Here is a 22,160-nt window from a genome sequence, read left to right as displayed (position 1 = left end):
ACGTCACCCTCACGCCGGTGAGTCCGGTCGGTAGGGTCTGCACTGTGGCTGAAGTCGTACTCGTGACGGGCGTCTCGAGGTATCTCGGGGGGCAGTTCGCTCGCGCCCTCACGGCCGACCCCTCGGTCAAGCGGGTCATCGGCGTCGACGTGATCCCGCCGCCCGGCGACATCGGCCGGGCCGAGTTCGTGCGCGCCGACATCCGGAACCCGATGATCGGCAAGATCATCGCGCAGTCCGAGGTCGACACCGTCGTGCACATGAACGTGATCGCGACGCCGACGCACGCCGGCGGACGGACCTCCCAGAAGGAGATCAACGTCATCGGCACGATGCAGCTGCTCGCTGCGTGCCAGAAGGCGACGAGCATCAAGCGCCTGGTCGTGAAGTCGTCGGCTGCGGTCTATGGTTCCAGCCCGCGCGACCCGGCGATGTTCACCGAGGAGATGGGCCCGAAGTCGTTGCCCCGAGCGGGATTCGGCAAGGACTCGGTCGAGGTCGAGGGCTACGTGCGCGGCTTCTCACGCCGTCGCCCCGACGTCGAGATCTCCATGCTGCGCTTCGCCAACATCATCGGTCGCGGCATCCGCACCTCGCTGACCGACTACTTCGCCCTCCCGGTCGTCCCCGTCCCGTTCGGCTACGACGCCCGGCTCCAGTTCGTCCACGAGAGCGACGCGATCGCCTCGCTGCTCGTCGCCACGACGGGCGTCAGCAGCGGCATCACGAACATCGCCGGCGACGGCGTCATCACGATCGCGCAGGCCGCCGGCATGGCCAGACGCCCGATCGTGCCGGTGCCCATGCCCGCCGCCGGCATCTTCGGCAACCTCGTCAAGCGCTCGGGCCTCGCCGACTTCAGCAGCGACCAGATCCAGTTCCTGGCCTACGGGCGCGGGCTCGACACCCGGCGGATGCGCGAGGTGCTGGGCTTCGAGCCCGCCTACACGACGCGGTCCGCCTTCCAGGACTACGCCCACGGCGTCGGGTCCGCGATCCCCGGGGCGGGGATGTTCGGCGCGGCTGTCACCGGTGCCGCCGGGAGTGCCGCCAGCGCGATCAGCCACGTGTGGGCTGCAGGGAGGAACGACTGATGGCCTCGACGTCAGGCGCCAAGGCGTCGAAGAAGCCGACCGCCCGCAAGGGCGCGCTGGCAGCCGGGGCCGCGCGCGCCTCAGGGGAGCGGGCCAAGCGACGCAGCACGCCGCTCATCGCGGCGGTGGACCCGACCGCGGCCCCCTCGGGGACCACGGCGGGCACCGCACCCGTGACGGCAGGAGTCGAGACCGCTGCCAGCGGGGCGACGCAGGACCGCCCGGCCCCGCCGACCTCGAGTGGCAAGCACCGTCCCCGTCCGGTCGCCAAGGCGGTGCCGACCCGCAAGGCCGTGTCGCGCTCCGGCGCCCGAACCGCCAACCCCACCAGGTCGAGCGGGTCCACCGGGCCCGCGCGCGAGGCGACCGGCGCTGGGAAGCCGGCCGCGCGGCATACCGAGGCGCCGAAGGTGCGCGCGCTCAAGGCGGTCACGGACGACGTCGTCCCCGAGGTCGTGGACCCGAGCGCAGGCGCTGGTGCTGGTGCTCGGAGCGTGGCCCCCGGGGTCGAGGAGCTGCTGACCGCCGGGATCGCCGCGGTGCGGGTGGCGTCGGAGGCGGCGGGCATCTCGCCGGACGACGTCGAGCGCCACATCGCCTCGCTGCTGTCGTTCGTGCGGCGACGGGTGACCGGGGACTACACCGTCGACGAGTTCGGGTTCGACGAGGACTTCACCCGGCACTTCTACCTGCCGGTGCTGCGTCCGCTCTACCGGTCGTGGTTCCGGGTCGAGGTGCGTGGCATCGAGAACATCCCCGCCGAGGGCGGCGGGCTGGTGGTGGCCAACCACTCGGGCACCATCGCGATGGACTCGCTGATGACCCAGGTGGCGGTCCACGACGAGCACCCGTCGCACCGGCACCTGCGCATGCTCGGCGCCGACCTCGTCTTCCAGACCCCCGTCATCGGGCAGGTCGCCCGCAAGTCCGGCTCGACGCTGGCCGCCAACCCCGACGCCGAGCGGCTGCTGTCCGGCGGTGAGCTCTGCGGTGTGTGGCCGGAGGGCTTCAAGGGTGTGGGCAAGCCGTTCAGCGAGCGCTACAAGCTGCAGCGGTTCGGGCGCGGCGGGTTCGTCTCGGCCGCCCTGCGCACCGGTGCGCCGATCATCCCGTGCTCGATCGTCGGCGCCGAGGAGATCTACCCGATCATCGGCAACATGAAGACGGTCGCGCGGCTGCTGGGGGCTCCCTACGCGCCGATCACCCCGACCTGGCCCTTGCTCGGACCGCTCGGCCTGATCCCGTTGCCCAGCAAGTGGATCATCGAGTTCGGGTCGCCGGTGGAGACGGCCGACCTCGGCCCCAACGCCGCGGACGACCCGATGCTGGTCTTCGACCTCACCGACCAGGTGCGCGAGACGATCCAGCAGACGCTCTACTCGCTGCTGATGCAGCGGCGTTCCGTCTTCTTCTGACCGACCTCGGCCGTCAGGGGAGGGTCAGCGTCACGCCCGGCAGGGTGACCGGGCCGAGGGTGCTGCTCGGGACGGTCGCGCTCACGCTGCCGGTGCCCAGGCTCACCGTGGGGAGCGGCACCGTGGCCGTCGCCGACGGGACGACCGGCACCGAGACGCTCAGCGTCGGCAGCCCCACGCTGGCGCCGGTGGTGCCCACGCTCGCGCTGCCACCACCTCCGCCGACGACCGGGCCGGACGAGCTCGAACCGCCGGGCACGGGCACGCCGCCCGGCACGGTCACCGCGGTGTCGGGGACGGTGACCCCACCCGAGGAGGACGCGGTGGGGGAGCCCGAGGGGACCGTGGTCGCGGACCCGGGCAGCGACGACGGCCCGAGCGGTGAGGAGGCGAAACCGCTGCAGGCGCCCCCGCAGGCGGCGATCCGCCGGGAGGTGCTCTGCTCGGTGTCGCGCAGGAGGGCTTCGAGGGCGGCCAGCTGGGGCAGCGTCGCCGGCGGCAGCTCGGTGCGCAGGGCGTCGAGCTGCGGGAGCGTGCGGGCGGTGAAGTCGCGCATGGCGAGCAGGGCCTGCGGGTTGCCGGTGGTGGCGTAGGCGGTGTCGAGCGCCTGGCGGCCCTTGCGCACGGAGTCGGTCGCGGCGGTCAGGGCGGTGTCGAGGTCGCCGATGTCCCTGCTGCCCTCGGCGAGCGTGCGGGCGTCGGAGACGTGGTCCTGCGCCTGCGAGAGGTAGGTCTGGCCGCGCTCGAGGTCGCTGTCCGCGAGCCGCACCGCGACTCCGTCGAGCCAGCCCTTGACGGGGTAGAGCGCCTGGCCAGGGACGGCGCTGCGTGAGGCGACGCCGACGACCCCACCGACCAGGAGCACCGAGGCGGCGGCGCCGGCCAGCAGCCTGGGCAGCCCGCGACCGACCACGACGACGACGGGAGTGGTGCGGGACGCGGCGCGGCGCGCTGCGGCAGCCTTCGCGGCCACCGGGCTGGGCGCCGGCATCCGGGCCGCCTCGGCCATCAGCCGCTCGCGCAGGGTGGCCACGAACGCCGCGTCGGCGGCCGGGACTGCCGAGGTCATGGCCACGAGGTGGCGGCTGGTCTCGACGAGCTCGGCGAGACCCTCGTCCGTGATGCGCTCACCCTCCAGGGCGCGCTGGAAACGGTCCGCCGAGCGGTTCAGTACTGGCATGCCGGCTTCTCCCTCCCCAGCCCTGCGGCGACCCGTCCGGGGATCGTGCTGATCCGGGCGGCGGTGTCGATGACGGTCTCTCGCGCTGAGAACGAGCGGCGACCCCGGAAGTTACGCGTCGACACGTAGCGAAATGCGCGGGAACCCCGGCCCGGCCCGACGGACCTCGCGCGCACGGCGACCGCCTCAGATGTCGACATCGCCGAGCTCCCGGTGCAGGGCGCGGACGGCGCGCAGCTGGAGCTGCTTGACGGCCCCTTCGGACTTGCCGAGCACCTTGGCCGTCTCGGCGAGGGTGAGGCCCTGGAGGAACCGCAGCACCACGCACTCGGCCTGCTCGGGCTTGAGTCCCTTCACGGCCGCGAGCAGCCGCTCGTTGCGGAGCCGGTCGAGCACCTCGTGGTCGGGGGCGGCCTCCACACGCGGGTCGGCGTCGAGCATGTCGGCGGTCGAGACCTCCATCCGGAACCGCGCCGACTTGGCGTTGTCGGTGATCAGGTTGCGGGCGATGGTGATGAACCACGCCGCGATGTCGCGCCCCTGCCAGGAGAAGGAGTCCATCCGGCGCAGGGCGCGCAGGAAGGTCTCGGAGGTGATGTCCTCGGCGAGCTGCCGCCCACCCACGCGCACGTAGACGTAGCGGTAGACGACGTCCACGTAGCGCTCGTACAGCAGGCCGAACGCCTCGCTGTCGCCGCGCTGCGCGAGCTCCACCAGCGCAGAGATCCGTTCGAAGTCCTGCGGGGCCTCGCCCGGCCCGAACCCGGCCCGCGCGGCCGACCCACCCTGGCCGGACCCGCCTCCGGACAGCGTGCCGGCGTCGCCGGCGATGGTGAGCAGCACCCGGAGGCTGTCGAGGAAGTCCGCGGTCGCGGGGCCCATCCCGTGGTTGCCGGCGCCGGCGTAACCGATCGCCGGGGCGCTCGTTGCCCAGACCGGGACGCTTCGGGCAGGACGGAGCACCGCGAGTCGACTCGCGGCGCTGCGACGTGCACGGATCCGGATGGGGGCCTCCTGACCGGGACAGTTTCCCCGATATCGGGCAGATTGTCAGGAGACCTGCGCCACACCCCGCAACCATCGCGCCAGACGGCAGGCCAGTGGCCCCGTCCGCAGGCAAACAGAGGTATACCTCGGGCTAGCGGGACCGGCGGCGAGCCGCGGCCGCGGCCAGCGCCCCCGCGAGCGCGGTGGCCCCGACGGCCTGGACCCCGACCTTGGCCGCGCGACGCCCCGTGCGGTAGTCCCGGATGGTCCAGCCGTTCGCCCGGGCGTGGTCACGCAGCGCGCCGTCCGGGTTGATGGCGCAGGGGTGCCCGACGAGGGAGAGCATCGGGATGTCGTTGGCCGAGTCCGAGTAGGCCGAGCACCGGCTCAGGTCGAAGCCGCGCTCGGCGGCCATCGCCTCGATCGCGGTGGCCTTGGCAGCCCCGTGCAGCGGCTCTCCCGCGAGGCGGCCGGTGTAGACGCCGTCGACGGACTCGGCCACGGTGCCCAGCGCGCCGGTCAAGCCGAGCCGATTGGCGATCACCTGCGCGACCTCCACCGGGGTGGCGGTGACGAGCCAGACCTCCTGGCCCTCGTCGAGGTGCATGCGGGTCAGGGCCTGGGTGCCGGGCCAGATCTTGTCGTGCATGGCCTCGTCGAAGATCTCCTCGCCGATGGCGCCGATCTCGGCCACCGAGTGCCCGGCGATGAAACCGAGCGCCTGCTCGCGGATCTTCTCGACGTGGTCGAGGCTCTCCCCGAGGGCCGCGAAGCGCAGCTGCTTCCAGGCCATCGAGCTGACGTCGCGGGCCGTGAAGAAGTCGCGGCGCCAGAGCCCGAGCGCGAGGTGCCAGATGCTCGCGCCGCGCATGACGGTGTTGTCGACGTCGAAGAACGCGGCCGCTGTCGGGTCCGCCGGGACGGTGAGCGCCTGGTCCAGCTCGCTCACCCGATCCGTCATGACGACCAGCCTAGGAGAGCTGTCGGGACGCTGTGCACTGCCCCGGACGCCTGGGGCGGTGCACAGCGTCGCGAAGCACCGTGCCCCGTGCTGACCTCCGTGGGTGCGCACGCGGCATACGCTCGGGGTGTGTCCGGTGCCCCCACGCCTCCCGCGCCCACGCCCACCGAGGTGCGGATCACGCTGGTGAGCAAGCCGGGCTGCCACCTCTGCGATGCGGCCCGCGCCGTCATCGACCGGGTGGCCGCCGACCTCGGGGTGGGCTGGGTGGAGCGGTCGATCGAGGACGACCCGGCGCTCAGGGAGCAGTACTGGGAGCAGATCCCGGTGACCTTCGTGGACGGGCGCCAGCACGACTACTGGCGGGTCGACGAAAGCCGTCTCCGGGCCGCTCTCACCCGCTCGACGTGACGCGGCTCACGTGCTCGATGAGACGGCTGCTTGTGACTTTGTGCATCCGTTCACAAAAGCGTAATCTGCAGAGGCTCCCATCCGCCCCAGCCAGGCGCGGACTGCCAGTGATGAGAAGGAGCCGGAAAAGACTGTGTCTGCCGACCCGAGCGCCCGTCGGGGTATTCCCGACGCCACGGTCGCACGGCTACCCGAGTACCTCCGTGCCCTGACCGGCCTGGCGGAACGCGGGATCACGTCGGTGTCCTCCGAGGAGCTGGCCTCCGCCGCAGGCGTCCGCAGCGCCAAGCTCCGCAAGGACCTGTCCCACCTCGGCTCCTACGGCGTGCGCGGGGTCGGCTACGAGGTCGACCACCTGGCCTACCAGATCTCCCGTGAGCTCGGCCTCACCCAGGACTGGCCGGTCGCCATCATCGGCATGGGCAACCTCGGGCACGCGCTGGCGGCCTACAGCGGCTTCGCCACGCGGGGGTTCCGCGTGGTGGCCCTCCTCGACCAGGACGCCGGACTGCTCGGCCAGGAGATCGCCGGCATCACCGTGCAGCCGATGACCGTGCTCGACGAGCTGGTGGCGGAGCAGGGCCTGGCCATCGGCGTCATCGCCACGCCGGCCGCCTCCGCGCAGGAGGTCTGCGACGCGCTGGTGGCCGCTGGGGTCCGCTCCATCCTCAACTTCGCCCCGTGCGTGCTGGTCGTGCCCGACGACGTCGACGTGCGCAAGGTGGACCTGTCGACCGAGCTGCAGATCCTGGCCTTCCACGAGCAGCGCAAGGCGCTCGCCGCCGAGGGTGCGCTCGGTGCCGTCGCCCTCGAGCCGGTCAAGCCCGAGCTCAACCGGGTGGTGGGTCGATGAGCCTCGTGATCCTGGGCCTGTCCCACCACACCGCACCCCTGTCGCTCCTCGAGGCGATGACCCTCGACGCCACCGGTCGACGGACGCTGTCCGCGAGCCTGACCGGTCGCGAGAACCTCACCGAGGCCATCGTGGTGTCCACGTGCAACCGCACCGAGGTCTACGCCGAGTCGATGACCTTCCACGGTGCGGTCACCGACATCGCCGACGCGCTCACCGAGGTCACCGGGGTGCCCCGTGACGAGCTGCGCGAGCACCTCTACGTCCACTACGAGGACCGCGCCATCGCGCACGCCTTCACAGTCGCCTGCGGGCTGGACTCGATGGCGGTGGGCGAGGCCCAGATCCTCGGCCAGATGCGCACTGCGCTGCGTGAGTCGCAGAAGTCGGGACACGCCGGACCCGCCCTCAACACCTTGTTCCAGCAGGCCCTCCGGGTCGGCAAGCGGGCGCACACCGAGACCGGCATCGACGCGGTCAGCGTCTCGCTCGTCGAGGCCGGACTGGCTCGCGCCGAGCGCGAGCTGGGCCCGCTGGCGGGTCTCAAGGTGCTCGTCGTCGGCGCCGGCGGCATGAGCTCGCTGGCCGCGACCACCGTGGCGCGTCGCGGCGCGGCTGGTCTCACCATCGTCAACCGCACCTTCGCCAAGGCGGCGCGGCTGGCCGAGCGCACCGGCGCCAGCGCGCGCCCCTTCGACGACCTGTCCGCCGCCCTCGCCGGCGCGGACGTCGTGATCTCCTGCACCGGCTCGACCGGCGTGGTGGTCGACCTCGCGACCGCCGGCGACGCCCAGGTGGCCCGGGGCGGTCGCCCGCAGGCCTACATCGACCTCGCCCTGCCCCACGACGTGGCTCCGGAGGTCGCCTCGCTCAGCGGGGTGACCCTCGCCGGGCTGGCCGCGCTGGGGGAGGAGCTGTCCGGCGGGCAGACGCCGCCGCAGGTGAGCGAGGTGGCCGACCTCGTCATCGGTGAGGTCGCGGCATACCTCACCTCACGCGCCGCCGAGAGCGTCGCACCGACCGTGGCCGCGCTGCGCTCGCACGCCGCCGACGTCGTCGCGGGCGAGCTGACCCGCCTCGACCAGCGGCTGCCCGACCTCGACGAGGTGACCCGCGCCGAGGTGCAGCTCGCGGTGCACCGCATCGTCGAGAAGCTGCTGCACACGCCGACCATCCGGGTGAAGGAGCGCGCCGTGGGCGGCCAGGGGGCCGACTACGCCGAGGCGCTGCGCGAGCTGTTCGACCTGCGCCCCGGCGAGGCCGCCACCGCGTCGGTTCCGCCGCCCGAGCGGGGAGGTATGCCGTGAGCGCACCTGCCGCCACCCCGCTGAGCCTGCGCCTGGGCACCCGCCGCAGCGCGCTCGCGACCACCCAGTCGACCTGGGTCGCTGACCTGCTGCGTGCCCAGGGGCACACCGTCGAGCTCGTCGAGATCGTCACCGAGGGAGACACGTCGACCGCGTCGCTGGCCTCGATCGGTGGCACCGGGGTGTTCGCCGCGGCGCTGCGTCGCGCGCTCCTCGCCGGCGAGATCGACTTCGCCGTGCACTCCCTCAAGGACCTGCCCACCACGCCCGAGCCCGGGCTCGTCGTCGCAGCCGTCCCGGTGCGCGAGGACCCCCGTGACGTCCTGGTGTCGTCCGGAGGGCGGACGCTGGGTGAATTGGGCGAGGGTGCCGTGGTCGGCACCGGCTCGCCGCGCCGCGTCGCCCAGCTCGCGGCGCTCGGCCTCGGGCTGTCCTTCAAGGACATCCGCGGCAACGTCGACACCCGCATCGCCCTCGTCCGCGACGGCGCCCTCGACGGCGTCGTGCTGGCCCGCGCCGGGCTGGCCCGGCTCGGCCGGCTGGCCGACGTGGCCGAGGCCATCGACCCGCTCCAGATGCTGCCGGCCCCCGGCCAGGGTGCGCTGGCCGTCGAGTGCCGCGCCGACGACCTCGTGACGCGGGGTGCGCTCGAGGTCCTCGACGACGCCGACACCCGCGCCTGCGTCACCGCCGAACGGGCCGTCCTGGCCGCGCTCGAGGCGGGCTGCTCCGCACCGGTCGGGGCGCTCGCCGAGGTCGTCGAGGGCGAGGACGGACTCGAGCTGTCGCTGCGGGCCTTCGTCGGCGCCGTCGACGGGTCCTTCGACCTGCGGCGCTCGCTCGTGGGCCGTGCCGACGACGGCGAGGCCCTGGGCCGACGGCTCGCTGCCCTCCTGCTCGAGGACGGCGGCGACCTGCTGCGCGGTCCCGAAGAGCGACCACCAGCCGCACCGACGCCGTCCGGCGACGGTCCGGCGAGCCGCCTCCCCGAGGCGCCGCCGCCAGACCCACCCGGGGCGACCGGACCCGATCCGCTCGCCGGCCCCGACAGCAGCACCGACCGCAAACCCGAACACGACAGCACGGAGCGTGCACTGTGAGCCCCACGCGCTCGACCACCACCACCTCTACCTCCTCGAGCAACACCAGCCCGACCGCTCGCCAGAGCCGGGTCCCGGGACGCGTCGCCTTCGTCGGCGCCGGCCCCGGCGACTCCGGGCTCATGACGGTGCGCTCGGTGGAGTTCCTCGCCGCCGCCGACGTGGTCGTCATCGACCAGGTCGCCCGTGAGGACGTCGTCAGCCGCTACTGCCGGGAGGGCGTCGAGGTCATCGACGCCGGTCACGGCGACCACGGCCAGCCACTGACCCACGCGATGCGGGCCAAGCTGGTCGTCAAGGCCGCCAAGTCCGCCTCGGGCGGGCTCGTCGTCCGGCTGATGGACGGCGACCCCGGCACCTTCAACGGCCTTGCCGAGGAAGCCCTCGCCTGCCAGAAGGCCGGCATCGGGTTCGACATCGTCCCCGGGGTCAGCGCCGTCTCGGCGGTGCCCGCGTACGCCGGCATCCCGCTGACCTCGAGCAGCTCGCCGGCCGTGCACGTCATCTCGGCGAACGACCGGCACGTCGACTGGGCCGCCTCGGTGGCCGAGTCGGTCACGGTCGTGCTCCTGGGCCAGCCCGACGACCTCGGCACGGCCCTCGGCAAGCTCCTGGCCGCCGGCCGCCCCGCCGAGAGCCCGGTCGCCCTCACCGAGCGTGGCACCACCATCCGCCAGGCCACCCGCGTCACCACCCTGGGCGAGGTCACCAAGGTCATGAAGACCCTGGAGTTCCCGGCCCTGGCCGTGGTTGGCTCGACCGTGGCCCTCCGCGAGAACCTCTCCTGGTTCGAGACCAAGCCGCTGTTCGGCTGGAACGTCCTGGTGCCCCGCACCAAGGAGCAGTCCGGCTCGACGATCGCCCGGCTCGAGTCGTACGGCGCGACCGCCGAGGTCGTCCCGACGATCTCGGTCGAGCCGCCGCGCACGCCCCAGCAGATGGAGCGCGCGGTCAAGGGCCTGGTCACCGGTCGCTACGAGTGGATCGGGTTCACCTCGGTCAACGCCGTGAAGGCGGTGCGGGAGAAGTTCGAGGAGTTCGGTCTCGACGCCCGCGCCTTCGCCGGCCTGAAGATCGCCGCGGTCGGTGGGGTCACCGCCGCTGCCCTGCACGAGTGGGGCATCGTGCCCGACCTCGTGCCGTCCGGTGAGATGTCGGCGCACGGTCTGCTCGAGGAGTGGCCGCCGTTCGACGAGGTGCTCGACCCCATCAACCGGGTCTTCCTGCCGCGGGCCGACATCGCCACCGACACCCTCGTCGCGGGTCTGCAGGAGATGGGCTGGGAGGTGGACGACGTCACGGCATACCGCACCGTGCGCGCCGCGCCGCCGGCCGCCCACATCCGTGAGGCCATCAAGGGCGGGCAGTTCGACGCGGCGGTGTTCACGTCGTCCTCGACGGTGCGCAACCTGGTCGGCATCGCCGGCAAGCCGCACCCGTCCACCGTGATCGCGTGCATCGGCCCGGCCACGGCCAAGACCGCCGAGGAGCACGGCCTGCGGGTGGACGTCCTCGCCCCCGAGGCGTCGTCCGACTCGTTGGTCGACGCGCTGGCCGACTACGGCCTGGGGCTCGCGGCGGCTGCGGCGGAGGCCGGCGAGCCGGTCGTGCGCCCGAGCGCCAAGAAGTCCGCGTCGCGCCGTCGGGCCAAGTAGCCCGCATGACTGACCACTCGCAGCCGGTGGGGCCGGTGATCCGGCCCCGTCGGCTGCGGCAGTCCGTGGCCATGCGGCGGCTGGTCGCCGAGACCCGGCTCGACCCCGCCGAGCTCGTGCTGCCCGTCTTCGTCCGCGAGGGCATCGACGCACCCCAGGCGATCTCCGCGATGCCCGGGGTCGTCCAGCACACCCTCGAGTCGCTGGTGGCGACCGCCCGTGAAGCGGCGGACGCCGGGGTCGGCGGGATCATGCTGTTCGGCGTGCCGGTCGACAAGGACGCGGTGGGGTCCGGGGCGGATGACCCCGACGGAATCCTCAACGTCGCCCTCCGTGCCGTCGTCGACGCCGTGGGGAGTCGGATCGTCGTGATGGCCGACCTGTGCCTCGACGAGTTCACCGACCACGGCCACTGCGGGGTCCTCACCGCGGACGGCCGCGTCGACAACGACGCCACCCTCGACCGGTATGCCGCGATGGGCCTCGCGCAGGCCCGCGCCGGCGCCCACGTGCTCGGTCTCTCCGGGATGATGGACGGCCAGGTCGCGCACGTGCGCGGCGCGCTCGACGCCGAGGGGTTCACCGACACGGTGATCCTCGCCTACGCCGCGAAGTACACCTCGGGCCTCTACGGCCCGTTCCGCGAGGCGGTGCAGTCGTCGCTCGAGGGCGACCGGGCCACCTACCAGCAGGACCCCGCGAACGCGACCGAGGCCCTGCGCGAGCTCGAGCTCGACATCGCCGAGGGGGCCGACATCGTCATGGTCAAGCCGGCCATGCCCCACCTCGACATCGTCGCCGCAGCCGCTGCGGTGTCGACGGTGCCGGTCGCGGCCTACCAGATCTCGGGGGAGTACTCGATGATCGAGGCCGCCTCCGCCAACGGCTGGATCGACCGCGAGCGGGCGCTGATGGAGTCGCTGCTCAACATCCGTCGCGCCGGAGCGCAGATCATCCTCACGTACTACGCCCTCGAGGCCGCCCGCCTGCTCCGGGCATGACGAAGGGCCGGCTCCCCCGAGCCGGCCCTCCGTCAGACTGTGGTGCTGTGCGCTGGTCAGGCAGCCTTGGTGAGCTGGATGTCCAGGTTGAGCTTGACCTTCTCGGAGACGAGCACGCCGCCACCCTCGAGGGCGACGTTCCAGCCGAGGTCCCAGTCCTTGCGGTTGATGTCGGCGGTGGCCTCGAAGCCGGCCTTCTCGTTGCCCCACGGGTCGGTGGCCAGGCCGGTGAACTCCAGGTCGAACGTGACCGGCTTGGTCACGCCCTTGATGGTCAGGTCGCCGGTGAGCGAGTCCGGGGTGACCTCGGTGGAGGTGAAGCTCATGGTGGGGTTGGCCTCGGCGTCGAAGAAGTCGCCCGACTTGAGGTGGGTGTCGCGGTCCGCGGAGCCGGTGTCGACCGAGGCGATCTGCGCCACGGCGGTGACCTGCGACTCGGTGATGTCGTCGCCGACCTTGACGGTGCCCTCGAACTCCTTGAACTGTCCGCGGACCTTGGTGACCATGAGGTGACGGGCCACGAAGCCGATCTCGCTGTGCGAGGCGTCCACGGTCCAGGTGCCGGCGGGGAGGTCGTTGATGCTTGCCATGAATATCTCCTGTAGGGGGGTCTGCGTCCGGGACGGTCCCATCCGCTTCATCTCTTCGAACGTAGCAGACTTCATTAATATTTCAACTAACTGTCCACCTGTCATACTTCCTGCTCATGAGCACCCCATCGGGTGAGCCGCAGTGGCTCAGCGAGGACGAACAGCGGGCCTGGCGTGCCTATCTGCGCGGGAGTCGGCTCATCGAGGAGGCCCTCGACCGCGACCTGCAGTCGCACGGGGTCCAGCTGACCGAGTACGAGATCATCTCGATGCTCTCCGAGAGCCCGGGGCGTCGGTTGCGGATGTCCAGCCTGGCTGACCTCGTCGTGCAGTCCCGCAGCCGCCTCACCCACACGGCCACCCGGCTCGAGAAGCGCGGCTGGGTCGTGCGCGAGTCCTGCCTCGACGACAAGCGCGGCGTCGAGCTGGTCCTCACCGAGCGCGGCTGGCAGGCCGTGCAGGACATGGCGAGGGTGCACGTCGCCAGCGTCCGACGGGCGGTGCTCGACCCCGTGCCCCCACCGCTGTTCTCGGCGCTGGGCGAGGCGATGGACCTGATCCGCAGCGCCCTGGCCCCCGGCGGCGCCGAGGGCGAGCACCCCGCCGTGGCCCGCGAGGCCCGGGCCCACGAAGCCACCGCCCCGCACAGCAGGCGCTGACCCCACCACGCCGCCCCCTGCCGTCGCACTCAGGCTCGGCTGGGACAATGGCGCCATGACTGGCGCCAGCACGGCATACCCCTTCGACGCACCTGTCTCACAGGCCCTCCTCGAGCGGGCCCTCGCGGTGACCCCGGGCGGGGTGAACTCGCCGGTGCGCGCCTTCCGGGCCGTCGGGGGGACGCCACGGTTCATGGTGTCCGGCAACGGCCCCTACCTGACCGACGCGGACGGCCGCGAGTACGTCGACCTGGTCTGCTCGTGGGGTCCGATGATCCTCGGGCACGGCCACCCGCAGGTGCAGCGCGCGGTGCTCGACGCCTCCGCGCGGGGTTTCTCCTTCGGCACCCCCAGCGAGAACGAGGTGGCCCTCGCCGAGGAGATCGTCCGCCGCGTCGAGCCGGTCGAGCAGGTGCGGCTCGTGTCCAGCGGCACCGAGGCGACGATGAGCGCGATCCGCCTGGCCCGGGGCTACACCGGTCGCTCGCTCGTCGTGAAGTTCGCCGGCTGCTACCACGGGCACGTCGACTCGCTCCTCGCCCAGGCCGGCTCGGGGGTGGCGACGTTCGCGCTGCCCGACTCCGCCGGGGTCCCCAAGGAGATGGCCGCCGAGACCATCGTGCTGCCGTTCAACGACCTCGATGCCGTGGCGGCCGCGTTCGCCGAGCGGGGCAGCGAGATCGCCGCGCTCATCACCGAGGCGTCGCCCGGCAACATGGGCGTGGTGCCGCCCGCGCCCGGCTTCACCGAGGGGCTGCGCCGCATCACCGCCGCCCACGGGGCCCTCCTCATCTCCGACGAGGTGATGACCGGTTTCCGGTGCAGCGAGGCGGGATGGTTCGGCCTCGAGGGCCCGTATGCCGCGGGACCGCCGGACCTGTTCACGTTCGGCAAGGTGATGGGTGGCGGTTTCCCGGCCGCGGCCTTCGGTGGACGCGCCGACGTGATGGCCCTCCTGGCCCCGCTCGGACCGGTCTACCAGGCGGGCACCCTGTCGGGGAACCCGGTGGCGACCGCTGCAGGCCTGGCCACCCTCGAGCTGTGCACGCCGGCTCTCTACACGCGCCTCGACGAGGTCGCCGACGCCCTGACGGCAGGGCTCGACGAGCAGCTCGGCGCAGCCGGTGTCCCGCACGTGATCCAGCGGGCGGGCAGCATGTTCAGTGTCTTCTTCCGGGACGGCGCAGTGCGCGACTACGACGAGGCGAAGGCCCAGCACGTGCCGGCCTACTCGGCGTTCTTCCACTCGATGCTGAGCCAGGGGGTCTACCTCCCGCCGAGCGCGTTCGAGTCGTGGTTCGTCAGCGGGGCGCACGACGAGGCCGCGGTCGACCGGGTGCTTGCGGCGCTGCCCGGCGCGGCGTCGGCGGCCGCCGAGGCGTTTGCGACAATCGACTCGTGACCAGCCAAGCCGACCGCACCGTGGTGCACCTCATGCGCCACGGTGAGGTGCACAACCCCGACGGGGTCCTCTACGGACGCCTCGACGGCTACCGCCTGTCCGACCTCGGTCACGAGATGGCCCGCACGGTCGCCGACCACCTCGCCGACCACGACGTCACCCACGTCGTCGCGTCGTCGCTGCTGCGCGCCCAGGAGACGGCCACGCCGGTCGCGGAGGCGCACGGGGTCGAGATCACCACGGACGACCGGGTGATCGAGGCGGCCAACGACTTCGAGGGTCAGCTGGTCGGCGGCATGAGCCCGCTCGACTTTGTCCACCCGTCGCACTGGTCCAAGCTGGTCAACCCGTTCCGTCCCTCGTGGGGCGAGGCCTACGCCGAGATCGCCGAGCGGATGTCGGCGGCGATCGCCGACGCACGCAGCGCCGCGCGTGGCCACGAGGCGGTGATCGTCTCGCACCAGCTGCCGATCTGGACCGCGCGCAACGCGCTGATGGGCAAGCGCCTGTGGCACGACCCGCGCAAGCGGGAGTGCCGCCTCGCCTCGCTGACGACACTCACCTACGTGGGCGACGAGCTCGAGTCGCTCACCTACTCGGAGCCCGCTGCGTCGCTCCTCGCCCAGTCCCACGGGGGCACCGGGTGAGCCGCGGACGACGTATGCCGCGTGCGGCTGCGCTGCTCGTGGCTCCCCTCCTGCTCGTGGCGCTTTCCGGGTGCAGTGATGACCCGAACTCCATTGCGGCACAAGCGAAGTCGGGCAACCGCCAGGGCTATATCTCGGGCGACGGCAACATCGAGACCATCGCGGTCGGCGACCGCAAGAAGCCGGTTGCCCTCACCGGCACGACCCTCGACGCCAAGGAGTGGTCCTCGCAGGAGGCCGTCGGCAAGGTCGCCGTGCTCAACCTCTGGGCGTCCTGGTGCCCGCCGTGCGAGACCGAGGCGCCCGACCTCAAGAAGGCTGCCGAGACCTTGACCGCGGGCGACAAGCCCGTGGTCTTCATGGGCATCAACTACCGCGACAACCCCGACTCCGGTCGGGCGACGGCGGCCCGCTGGGGCATCCCCTTCCCGTCGCTCGACGACCCGAGCGGTCGGACCATCCTCTCCCTGCAGGGCAAGGTCACCTCGCCGCCCACGACGCTGGTGCTCGACCGCCAGGGCCGGATCGCTGCCCGCGTCAGCGGGGCGGTCACGACGTCGACGCTCACCGGGCTGGTCGACGACGTCCTGGCCGAGCAGTAGAACGCGACCTGATGACTGCTGATGCCGCGAACACGGTGAGCTCCGGCGCCCTGCCGGTGGCGATGGCCGTGGCCCTCCTCGCGGGCCTGGTCTCGTTCGCGTCGCCCTGCGTGCTGCCGCTCGTGCCGGGGTTCCTCGGCTACGTCACCGGGCTGTCCGACGAGTCGCTCGCCGACCGCAAGCGGCACCGGATGGTCCTGGGGGCGCTGCTGTTCGTCCTCGGCTTCACGGTCGTCTTCATGACCACCACCGTCCTCATTGCCGGGGTGGTGGGCTCGACCCTGATCGAGCACCGCGAGGCGCTGATGCGGGTCGGTGGGGTCGTGGTGATCCTGATGGCCCTGGTCTTCATCGGCGCCGGGACCCAGCGGGAGCTCAAGCTGCACCGGCGCCCGGCGTCCGGCCTGGCCGGCGCGCCACTGCTCGGAGCCGTCTTCGGCCTCGGCTGGGCGCCCTGCACCGGTCCCACGCTCGGCGCCGTGCAGGTGCTGGCCGCCGCCTCCGGCAGCGACTCGGCCGTCACCCGGGGGGTCGTGCTCGCGCTGCTCTACTCGCTCGGGCTCGGAGTGCCCTTCCTGCTGATCGCCGCGGGTTACGAGCGGTTCGGCCGGGTCTCGGCGTTCCTGCGGAGCCGGCAACGCGGCATCCAGCTGTTCGGTGGGGCGCTGCTCTTCGTGGTCGGCGTCCTCCTCGTCACGGGGCTCTGGGACTCCTTGACCCGGCACCTGCAGACCACCCTCGTCAACGGCTTCCAGACGGTGATCTGACGTGACCGACAGCATCACCCAGCCCACCCTGGGCCCGATCGGCTGGCTGCGCTGGATGTGGCGCCAGCTGACCAGCATGCGCACCGCGCTCTTCCTCCTGCTGCTGCTCGCGGTCGGGGCGGTGCCGGGGTCGATCTGGCCGCAGCGCAGCATCGACGCGGCACGCACGGCCGACTACATCGCCAACCACCCGAAGGCCGGGCCGTGGCTCGACCGCCTCGGCTTCTTCGAGGTCTACGCCTCGCCGTGGTTCGCGGCGATCTACCTGCTCCTGTTCATCTCGCTGGTCGGTTGCGTGCTGCCGCGCAGCAAGGTGCACTGGAAGGCGATGCGCTCGGCTCCGCCGAAGGCCCCAGCGCGTCCCGCGCGGCTGTCCACCGGTGGCACGGTCGAGGTCGCGGCGACCGAGGACGAGGTCGTGGCCGCGTCGCGGGAGCTGTTGCGCGCCAAGCGGTTCCGTCTCGTGTCGCACGACGACGCCTCCGTGAGTGCCGAGAAGGGGCACCTCAAGGAGACCGGCAACCTCGTCTTCCACCTGTCGCTGATCTTCGTCATCGTCGGCGTCGCCATCGGGCACCTGTTCGGGTGGAAGGGCGACGTGATCATCCCGGTCGGCCAGTCCTTCGCCAACACCCTCGCGCGCTACGACACGTTCAGCCCGGGGCCCTGGGTCGACCCGGACAGCCTCTCGCCGTTCGAGCTCACGGTGGACCAGCTCGACGCCACCTTCGAGGAGAACGTCACCGGGCGTGGCCAGTTCGGCTCGCCACGCGACTTCACCGCCCATGTGACGACCAAGGCGACGCCGTCCTCGCCTGACCGGCAGTCGACGATCAAGGTCAACCACCCCCTCGAGATGGACGGCGCCGGGGTCTTCCTCCTCGGCAACGGCTACGCCCCGGTCATCACGGTCCGCGACGCCAAGGGCGACAAGGTCTACAGCGCGCCGACGCCGTTCCTGGCCCAGGACAACAACTACAAGTCCGTCGGGGTCGTGAAGGTGACCGGCGCCCAGCCGAAGCAGCTCGGGTTCTCCGGGCTGTTCCTGCCGACCGCCACCATCGACAAGGAGCTCGGCCCGATCTCGGTCTTCCCGGACGCGAAGAAGCCGGCGCTGGCCCTCACCGTCTACGAGGGGGAGCTCTTCCCGGGTGGGCGGCCGCAGTCGGTCTACCTGCTCGACACGGCCAGGATGACCCAGCTCAAGAGCGACAAGGGCGACCCGCTGCGCATCTGGCTCGAGCCGGGGCAGACCTACCAGCTGCCCGACGGACGGGGCAGCATCAGCTTCGACGGGGTGGAGCGGTTCGCCGGGCTGTCGATCCGCCACGACCCGGGCAAGTACGTCACCCTGGTCGCCGCGCTCCTCGCCCTCGCCGGGCTGATCTGCTCCCTGGTGGTCCGACGCAGGCGGGTCTTCGTGCGGGTTTCCCCCGCCACGGCGCCGGGTCGTACCGTGGTAGCCGTCGGCGGCCTCGCCAAGGGCGACGACGACGGGCTCCAGGAGCTGGTCGACCAGCTGGTCGCCGACCTGGAGACCCGGTTCGGCACCGAACCGGGTCGCGGGCCCGACCCTGGAACCGAGCCCGACCCTGGAACCGAGCCCGACCCGGAACGCGAGCCCGAGCTGGACAGCAGATTGGACGCACGAGGATGACCAACGAGAGCCTGGCCGGCTACGCCAACCTGAGCCTCTACTCGGCGATGGCGGTCTTCACGATCGCGATGGTCTGCCACGCCGTCTACCTGGCGGCTCTGCTCCCGGCCCGCGACCGGTTGCCCGCCGGCGCAGCCGCCCGCGACCGCGAGCTCGTCGGCGCGGGCGCTCCCGTGCAGGCCGAGGCACCGGCCCGCCCCGAGCTGTCCTCCCGCGCGGCGAAGGCAGCCGGGATCGGCTCCACCACGACCTGGCTCGGCGGCTTCCTGTTGTTGCTGTCGGTGGTCCTGCGCGGGGTGGCCGTGCACCGCTGGCCGCTGGGCAACATGTTCGAGTTCGCCGTCATGGGCTCGATGTTCACCGTGCTGGCCTACTCGATCTGGTCGACCCGACGCGACCTGCGCTGGCTGGGGCTGTTCATCACCGGTCCGGTGCTGCTCGTCCTCGGCATGGCCGTCGCGGTCTGGTACACCGAGGCCTCCGAGCTGATGCCGTCCCTGCGCAGCTACTGGCTCGTCATCCACGTCACGGTGGCCACGCTGGCCACCGCGGTGTTCACGATCGGGGCCGCCCTGAGCGTGGTCTACCTGCTCAAGGACGCGTTCGAGCGGTCGGGGCGGGCCAGCGTGCTCGACCGGTTCCCCGAGACCCCCGCGATCGAGCGGACCGCCTACAGCCTGCACATCGTCGCCTTCCCCCTCTGGACGTTCACCCTCATCGCCGGCGCCATCTGGGCGCGCCAGGCCTGGGCGTCCTACTGGAACTGGGACCCGAAGGAGGTCTGGACCTTCGTCATCTGGGTCGTCTACGCGGCATACCTGCACTCGCGGGCGACCAGTGGCATCAGCCGCCAGACCGCGACCTACATCGCTCTCGCGGGCTACGCCTGCATCATCGTCAACTTCGCCGTCGTGAACGTGTTCTTCGTCGGCCAGCACTCCTACTCGGGGCTGTAGATGCTGCGCTACTCCGTCCTGCGACTGCTGATCTTCTTCGGCGTGCTGTCGCTGCTGTGGCTGCTCGGGCTGCGTGACCAGGACCAGCAGTGGATGCTGCTCGTCCTCAGCGCCCTGATCTCGATGGTGCTGTCGTACTTCGTGCTCGCCCGGTTCCGCGAGGAGAGCACGGCCGAGCTGGCCCGGCGGATCGAACGCCGGGCTGCGGCCAAGCAGGCCGGCACCCCGGCGGTCAGTGGCGCCGACGAAGCGGCCGAGGACGCCGAGGACGAGCGCGGCGGACCGGTCGAGTACCGCTGACCGACCCGCTGGCTGCTGACCGGCTCAGCCGCTGAAGGCGATCCCGACGGCCAGCAGCACGGCATACCCGACCTCGAACAGGCCGGTCGCGGCGAGCACCGGCACGAGGTCGCGTCCGGTGGCGCCGGTGCGCAGCGCCTGGAAGGGCTTCCAGAGCAGCCCCAGCGACAGCACCGCGAGCCAGGCGAGCGGGTGCTGGAGCGCAACCACGACCACCATCGCGACCGCGATGAGGACCAGCAGCGCGTAGAACCAGCGGGTGCCCTTGTCACCGAGCCGGACGGCCAGGGTCAGCTTGCCGCTCTCGCGGTCGGTGGGGATGTCGCGCAGGTTGTTGACCACGAGGATCGCCGAGGCGATCGCGCCGACCCCGACGGCCCCGGCGACGCCGACCCAGCTGAGCTCCTTGGCCTGCGTGTAGAGCGTGCCCAGGGTGGCCATCAGCCCGAAGAACAGGAAGACGTAGACCTCGCCGAGCCCGCGGTAGCCGTAGGGGTTGGCGCCGCCGGTGTACTTCCACGCGGCGAGGACGGCCAGCGCGCCGAGCGGGATCATCACCCAGGCCTCGCTGAGGGCCACCAGGGCCAGGCCGACGAGCGCGGCGAACCCGAAGAACGCGAACGCCATCAGCTTGACGTTCGCGGGGTCGGCGAGGTGCTGGCCGACCAGCCGCACCGGGCCCACCCGTTCGCCGTCGGTGCCGCGGATGCCGTCGGAGTAGTCGTTGGCGTAGTTGACCCCGACCTGCAGCCCGACGGACACCAGGAGGGCCAGCAGGCCGAGCCCGAGGTCCGCCCGGTCCAGCGGGACGGCGGCGGCGGTCCCCACGACGACGGGGGCGATGGCGGCGGGGAGGGTGCGCGGGCGGGCGCCGGCGATCCACTGGTTCAGGGTGGCCATGGAGGGTGCTGTTCTCGCTCGAGGTGGTGCGGGCAGGTGCGGGTGGTGCGGACGACTGGTCGTCAGGCTCAGAGCCTACGGAGGAAGTCCGGGTCGTCGTCGGGGCCACGCGGGGGCGGCGGACGGTGAGATGGCCCACGCGGCCCGCCCCCGGGTCCGCGCCCGGCGGCGCCTCGCTGCGGCCGGCCGGCGATGAACCAGGCGATCGCACCGACGATCGGGAAGAGCAGGATCAGCAACAGCCACAACAACTTGGGCAGGCCCCTGACCTGCGCGTCGTCAGTCTGGATGCAGTCGACCACGGCGTAGACGGTCACCGCGATCGTCAGCAGCCAGGGCAGCAGCCGGATCATGACCCCATGGTGTCACGCGTCGGCGGCGAACCGATCAGCGACCGCCACCCGGTCCGGCTTGCCCGGCCCGCGCACCGGGATCGTGGTCAGCACCAGGAGCCGTCGGGGCAGCGCGTGCGGCGGGAGTATGCCGCGCAGCTGCTCGCGCAGGGACGTCACCGTGGGTGCCGCGGAGCCGGGTCCCGGCGCATCGGGGGCCGGCACGATCGCCGCGCTGACGACCTGTCCCCACTGGTCGTCGGGCGTCCCGACCACCACGGCCTCGGCGATCCAGGGCAGGGCGGTCAGGGCCTCCTCGACGAGCCGGGGCGCGACCTTGAGGCCGCCGGTGGTGATGAGGTCGTCGAGCCGACCGTCGATGTGCCAGCGACCCCGCTCGTCCCGGTGCCCGACGTCATCGGTGCGGAACCGCCGCGTCCCGGCGTCGTCGGTGACGAACGCGGCGTCCGTCAGGTCCGGGCGACCGAGGTAGCCGGTGGCCAGGGTCGGGCCGCCGAGCAGGAGCCGACCCTCGGGATCGGCGCGGACCGTGGTCCCGGTCAGCGGCTCGCCGTCGTAGACGCAGCCGCCGCAGGTCTCGCTCATGCCGTAGGTGGTGACGGCCCGGACCCCTGCCTCCCTCGCGCGGGCGAGCAGCGCCGGCGGGCTGGCGGCGCCCCCCACGAGGACGGCGTCGAACCCGGCCAGCGCGGCGGTCGCGGACTCGTCGGCGAGCAGTCGCCCGAGCTGGGTCGGCACGAGGGCGGTGTAGCGGCGGGCGGCGGCGCCGGCCCCGTCCCCGGCTTCGGCCGTGGTCGTGGCGAAGGTGGTGGCCGCTCGGGTGAAGGCGTCGGCGGTGAACCCGTCGGACAGGTCGACGAACCCGGGCTCGGTGCCGGCCGCGACGCACCGCAGCAGCACCTGCACGCCGGCGATGTGGTGTGCAGGCATGGCCAGCAGCCACGCGCCCGGGCCCCCGAGCCGGTCGTGGGTCGCGGCGGCGCTCGCGGACAGAGCGGTGGCCGGCAGCATCGCCAGCTTGGGGCTGCCGGTCGAGCCGGACGTGCCGACGACCAGGGCGGTGCCGTCGTCGGGGACGGCGCCGTCGGGGGTCGGCGGCGGAGGCGAGGAGGCGGCATACGGGAGGACGGCGAACTCGCCGTCCAGCGCCCTGCGCAGGACCGGGATCGCGGCCACGGCGTCCGGGCCGGCAGCGATGGCCAGCGGTCGCAGCGACGTCACGCGCTCAGGCTAGTGCGGGGTTCGTGGCCACACTGAGGGTTGGCACCGAACCCTGGGGCGCGAGCGGGCATGAAGGGGGTATGAGAGGAGGACGAACGTCAGATGGCGTTGGTGCTGAAGGCGATGGAGGTGCTGACCGACT

Annotated in this window: 23 protein-coding genes; 16 read left to right on the top strand and 7 right to left on the bottom strand. The window is 72.3% G+C overall.

Annotated elements, in window-relative coordinates:
* Positions 1 to 44 precede the first annotated feature (44 nt).
* Both ASG95_RS18285 and ASG95_RS21000 read left to right on the top strand, forming a co-directional pair.
* Positions 45 to 1,094 (top strand): NAD-dependent epimerase/dehydratase family protein, encoded by a 1,050-nt coding sequence (locus ASG95_RS18285; protein WP_056924351.1) that lies wholly within the window; start codon positions 45 to 47, stop codon positions 1,092 to 1,094.
* On the top strand, positions 1,094 to 2,509 hold the full coding sequence (locus ASG95_RS21000; RefSeq protein WP_082592845.1) for a lysophospholipid acyltransferase family protein: 1,416 nt from the start codon (positions 1,094 to 1,096) through the stop codon (positions 2,507 to 2,509). Before ASG95_RS18285 ends, ASG95_RS21000 begins: the two co-directional genes overlap by 1 nt.
* A 13-nt stretch (positions 2,510 to 2,522) precedes the next feature.
* Here ASG95_RS21000 and ASG95_RS18275 read toward each other — a convergent pair whose 3' ends face one another.
* The 3 genes from ASG95_RS18275 to ASG95_RS18265 all read right to left on the bottom strand — a co-directional run bounded on the left by ASG95_RS18275 (position 2,523) and on the right by ASG95_RS18265 (position 5,637).
* Positions 2,523 to 3,689: a DUF5667 domain-containing protein gene (locus tag ASG95_RS18275; protein ID WP_057378381.1), complete on the bottom strand. Its 1,167-nt coding sequence runs from the start codon at positions 3,687 to 3,689 to the stop codon at positions 2,523 to 2,525.
* Positions 3,690 to 3,875: 186 nt separating this feature from the next.
* The gene (locus ASG95_RS18270; RefSeq protein ID WP_235544009.1) at positions 3,876 to 4,652 is read right to left on the bottom strand and encodes a sigma-70 family RNA polymerase sigma factor; all 777 of its coding nucleotides are present in this window, start codon (positions 4,650 to 4,652) and stop codon (positions 3,876 to 3,878) included.
* 175 nt (positions 4,653 to 4,827) lie between these two features.
* Positions 4,828 to 5,637, bottom strand: a complete 810-nt coding sequence (locus ASG95_RS18265) for an HAD family phosphatase (RefSeq protein ID WP_057378379.1) — start codon at positions 5,635 to 5,637, stop codon at positions 4,828 to 4,830.
* A gap of 129 nt (positions 5,638 to 5,766) precedes the next feature.
* On the opposite strand from ASG95_RS18265, the gene ASG95_RS18260 reads away from it, so the two are divergent.
* The 6 genes from ASG95_RS18260 to hemB all read left to right on the top strand — a co-directional run bounded on the left by ASG95_RS18260 (position 5,767) and on the right by hemB (position 11,964).
* Positions 5,767 to 6,048 (top strand): glutaredoxin family protein, encoded by a 282-nt coding sequence (locus tag ASG95_RS18260; RefSeq protein ID WP_056924410.1) that lies wholly within the window; start codon positions 5,767 to 5,769, stop codon positions 6,046 to 6,048.
* 133 nt (positions 6,049 to 6,181) lie between these two features.
* Complete coding sequence (locus ASG95_RS18255; RefSeq protein WP_056924347.1) at positions 6,182 to 6,901, top strand: redox-sensing transcriptional repressor Rex; 720 nt, start codon at positions 6,182 to 6,184, stop codon at positions 6,899 to 6,901.
* The gene (locus ASG95_RS18250; protein ID WP_057378378.1) at positions 6,898 to 8,208 is read left to right on the top strand and encodes a glutamyl-tRNA reductase; all 1,311 of its coding nucleotides are present in this window, start codon (positions 6,898 to 6,900) and stop codon (positions 8,206 to 8,208) included. The genes ASG95_RS18255 and ASG95_RS18250 overlap by 4 nt, the downstream gene beginning before the upstream one ends.
* Positions 8,205 to 9,308: a hydroxymethylbilane synthase gene (hemC, locus tag ASG95_RS18245; RefSeq protein WP_369820397.1), complete on the top strand. Its 1,104-nt coding sequence runs from the start codon at positions 8,205 to 8,207 to the stop codon at positions 9,306 to 9,308. Before ASG95_RS18250 ends, hemC begins: the two co-directional genes overlap by 4 nt.
* Positions 9,305 to 10,963 (top strand): bifunctional uroporphyrinogen-III C-methyltransferase/uroporphyrinogen-III synthase, encoded by a 1,659-nt coding sequence (locus tag ASG95_RS18240; protein WP_082592843.1) that lies wholly within the window; start codon positions 9,305 to 9,307, stop codon positions 10,961 to 10,963. Before hemC ends, ASG95_RS18240 begins: the two co-directional genes overlap by 4 nt.
* A 5-nt stretch (positions 10,964 to 10,968) precedes the next feature.
* Positions 10,969 to 11,964 (top strand): porphobilinogen synthase, encoded by a 996-nt coding sequence (gene hemB / locus ASG95_RS18235; RefSeq protein WP_200961938.1) that lies wholly within the window; start codon positions 10,969 to 10,971, stop codon positions 11,962 to 11,964.
* A gap of 56 nt (positions 11,965 to 12,020) precedes the next feature.
* On the opposite strand, the gene ASG95_RS18230 is transcribed toward hemB, so the two are convergent.
* Entirely contained in the window at positions 12,021 to 12,554 is a 534-nt protein-coding gene (locus tag ASG95_RS18230; RefSeq protein WP_056924344.1) for a YceI family protein, read from the bottom strand.
* A 116-nt stretch (positions 12,555 to 12,670) separates the two neighbouring features.
* Between ASG95_RS18230 and ASG95_RS18225 the strand changes: the two genes are divergently transcribed.
* The 8 genes from ASG95_RS18225 to ASG95_RS18190 are packed head-to-tail and all read left to right on the top strand — an operon-like array spanning position 12,671 to position 19,544.
* Positions 12,671 to 13,213, top strand: a complete 543-nt coding sequence (locus tag ASG95_RS18225) for a MarR family winged helix-turn-helix transcriptional regulator (RefSeq protein WP_057378376.1) — start codon at positions 12,671 to 12,673, stop codon at positions 13,211 to 13,213.
* Between the two features lie 55 nt (positions 13,214 to 13,268).
* The gene (hemL, locus tag ASG95_RS18220) at positions 13,269 to 14,615 is read left to right on the top strand and encodes a glutamate-1-semialdehyde 2,1-aminomutase (RefSeq protein WP_057378375.1); all 1,347 of its coding nucleotides are present in this window, start codon (positions 13,269 to 13,271) and stop codon (positions 14,613 to 14,615) included.
* 32 nt (positions 14,616 to 14,647) lie between these two features.
* Positions 14,648 to 15,262, top strand: a complete 615-nt coding sequence (locus ASG95_RS18215) for a histidine phosphatase family protein (protein ID WP_057378990.1) — start codon at positions 14,648 to 14,650, stop codon at positions 15,260 to 15,262.
* Complete coding sequence (locus ASG95_RS18210) at positions 15,259 to 15,864, top strand: TlpA disulfide reductase family protein (RefSeq protein ID WP_235544008.1); 606 nt, start codon at positions 15,259 to 15,261, stop codon at positions 15,862 to 15,864. The genes ASG95_RS18215 and ASG95_RS18210 overlap by 4 nt, the downstream gene beginning before the upstream one ends.
* 11 nt (positions 15,865 to 15,875) lie before the next feature.
* Positions 15,876 to 16,631, top strand: coding sequence for a cytochrome c biogenesis CcdA family protein (locus ASG95_RS18205; RefSeq protein ID WP_057378373.1), 756 nt, complete (start codon positions 15,876 to 15,878; stop codon positions 16,629 to 16,631).
* Between the two features lies 1 nt (position 16,632).
* Positions 16,633 to 18,288 carry a cytochrome c biogenesis protein ResB gene (locus ASG95_RS18200; RefSeq protein WP_369820396.1) on the top strand — a complete coding sequence of 552 codons (1,656 nt, stop codon included), beginning with the start codon at positions 16,633 to 16,635 and terminating at the stop codon, positions 18,286 to 18,288.
* Positions 18,285 to 19,244 (top strand): c-type cytochrome biogenesis protein CcsB, encoded by a 960-nt coding sequence (ccsB, locus tag ASG95_RS18195; RefSeq protein ID WP_057378372.1) that lies wholly within the window; start codon positions 18,285 to 18,287, stop codon positions 19,242 to 19,244. The genes ASG95_RS18200 and ccsB overlap by 4 nt, the downstream gene beginning before the upstream one ends.
* A complete protein-coding gene (locus ASG95_RS18190; protein WP_056924338.1) occupies positions 19,245 to 19,544 on the top strand; it encodes a DUF4229 domain-containing protein in 300 nt (99 codons plus the stop codon). It abuts the gene before it with no gap.
* Between the two features lie 24 nt (positions 19,545 to 19,568).
* Here ASG95_RS18190 and ASG95_RS18185 read toward each other — a convergent pair whose 3' ends face one another.
* The 3 genes from ASG95_RS18185 to menE all read right to left on the bottom strand — a co-directional run bounded on the left by ASG95_RS18185 (position 19,569) and on the right by menE (position 22,018).
* Complete coding sequence (locus ASG95_RS18185) at positions 19,569 to 20,444, bottom strand: 1,4-dihydroxy-2-naphthoate polyprenyltransferase (protein WP_056924337.1); 876 nt, start codon at positions 20,442 to 20,444, stop codon at positions 19,569 to 19,571.
* Positions 20,445 to 20,512: 68 nt separating this feature from the next.
* A complete protein-coding gene (locus ASG95_RS18180) occupies positions 20,513 to 20,797 on the bottom strand; it encodes a PLDc N-terminal domain-containing protein (RefSeq protein WP_056924336.1) in 285 nt (94 codons plus the stop codon).
* A 12-nt stretch (positions 20,798 to 20,809) separates the two neighbouring features.
* Positions 20,810 to 22,018: an o-succinylbenzoate--CoA ligase gene (gene menE, locus ASG95_RS18175; RefSeq protein WP_057378371.1), complete on the bottom strand. Its 1,209-nt coding sequence runs from the start codon at positions 22,016 to 22,018 to the stop codon at positions 20,810 to 20,812.
* Between the last annotated feature and the right edge of the window lie 142 nt (positions 22,019 to 22,160).

This window comes from Phycicoccus sp. Soil803, from assembly GCF_001429685.1.
Classification (GTDB): Bacteria; Actinomycetota; Actinomycetes; order Actinomycetales; family Dermatophilaceae; genus Pedococcus.
The sequence above is the reverse complement of the archived record's forward strand: the minus strand, read 5'-3'. Positions and strand labels throughout refer to the sequence as shown.

Excerpts from the sequence above, each read along its gene's own strand:
- hemL (WP_057378375.1), top strand. The coding sequence starts at position 13,269 with ATGACTGGCGCCAGCACGGCATACCCCTTCGACGCACCTGTCTCACAG.
- ASG95_RS18205 (WP_057378373.1), top strand. The coding sequence starts at position 15,876 with ATGACTGCTGATGCCGCGAACACGGTGAGCTCCGGCGCCCTGCCGGTG.
- ASG95_RS18185 (WP_056924337.1), bottom strand. The coding sequence starts at position 20,444 with ATGGCCACCCTGAACCAGTGGATCGCCGGCGCCCGCCCGCGCACCCTC.
- ASG95_RS18250 (WP_057378378.1), top strand. The coding sequence starts at position 6,898 with ATGAGCCTCGTGATCCTGGGCCTGTCCCACCACACCGCACCCCTGTCG.
- ccsB (WP_057378372.1), top strand. The coding sequence starts at position 18,285 with ATGACCAACGAGAGCCTGGCCGGCTACGCCAACCTGAGCCTCTACTCG.
- ASG95_RS21000 (WP_082592845.1), top strand. The coding sequence starts at position 1,094 with ATGGCCTCGACGTCAGGCGCCAAGGCGTCGAAGAAGCCGACCGCCCGC.
- ASG95_RS18225 (WP_057378376.1), top strand. The coding sequence starts at position 12,671 with ATGAGCACCCCATCGGGTGAGCCGCAGTGGCTCAGCGAGGACGAACAG.
- hemB (WP_200961938.1), top strand. The coding sequence starts at position 10,969 with ATGACTGACCACTCGCAGCCGGTGGGGCCGGTGATCCGGCCCCGTCGG.
- ASG95_RS18275 (WP_057378381.1), bottom strand. The coding sequence starts at position 3,689 with ATGCCAGTACTGAACCGCTCGGCGGACCGTTTCCAGCGCGCCCTGGAG.
- ASG95_RS18180 (WP_056924336.1), bottom strand. The coding sequence starts at position 20,797 with ATGATCCGGCTGCTGCCCTGGCTGCTGACGATCGCGGTGACCGTCTAC.
- ASG95_RS18190 (WP_056924338.1), top strand. The coding sequence starts at position 19,245 with ATGCTGCGCTACTCCGTCCTGCGACTGCTGATCTTCTTCGGCGTGCTG.
- ASG95_RS18215 (WP_057378990.1), top strand. The coding sequence starts at position 14,648 with ATGCGCCACGGTGAGGTGCACAACCCCGACGGGGTCCTCTACGGACGC.
- ASG95_RS18230 (WP_056924344.1), bottom strand. The coding sequence starts at position 12,554 with ATGGCAAGCATCAACGACCTCCCCGCCGGCACCTGGACCGTGGACGCC.
- ASG95_RS18265 (WP_057378379.1), bottom strand. The coding sequence starts at position 5,637 with ATGACGGATCGGGTGAGCGAGCTGGACCAGGCGCTCACCGTCCCGGCG.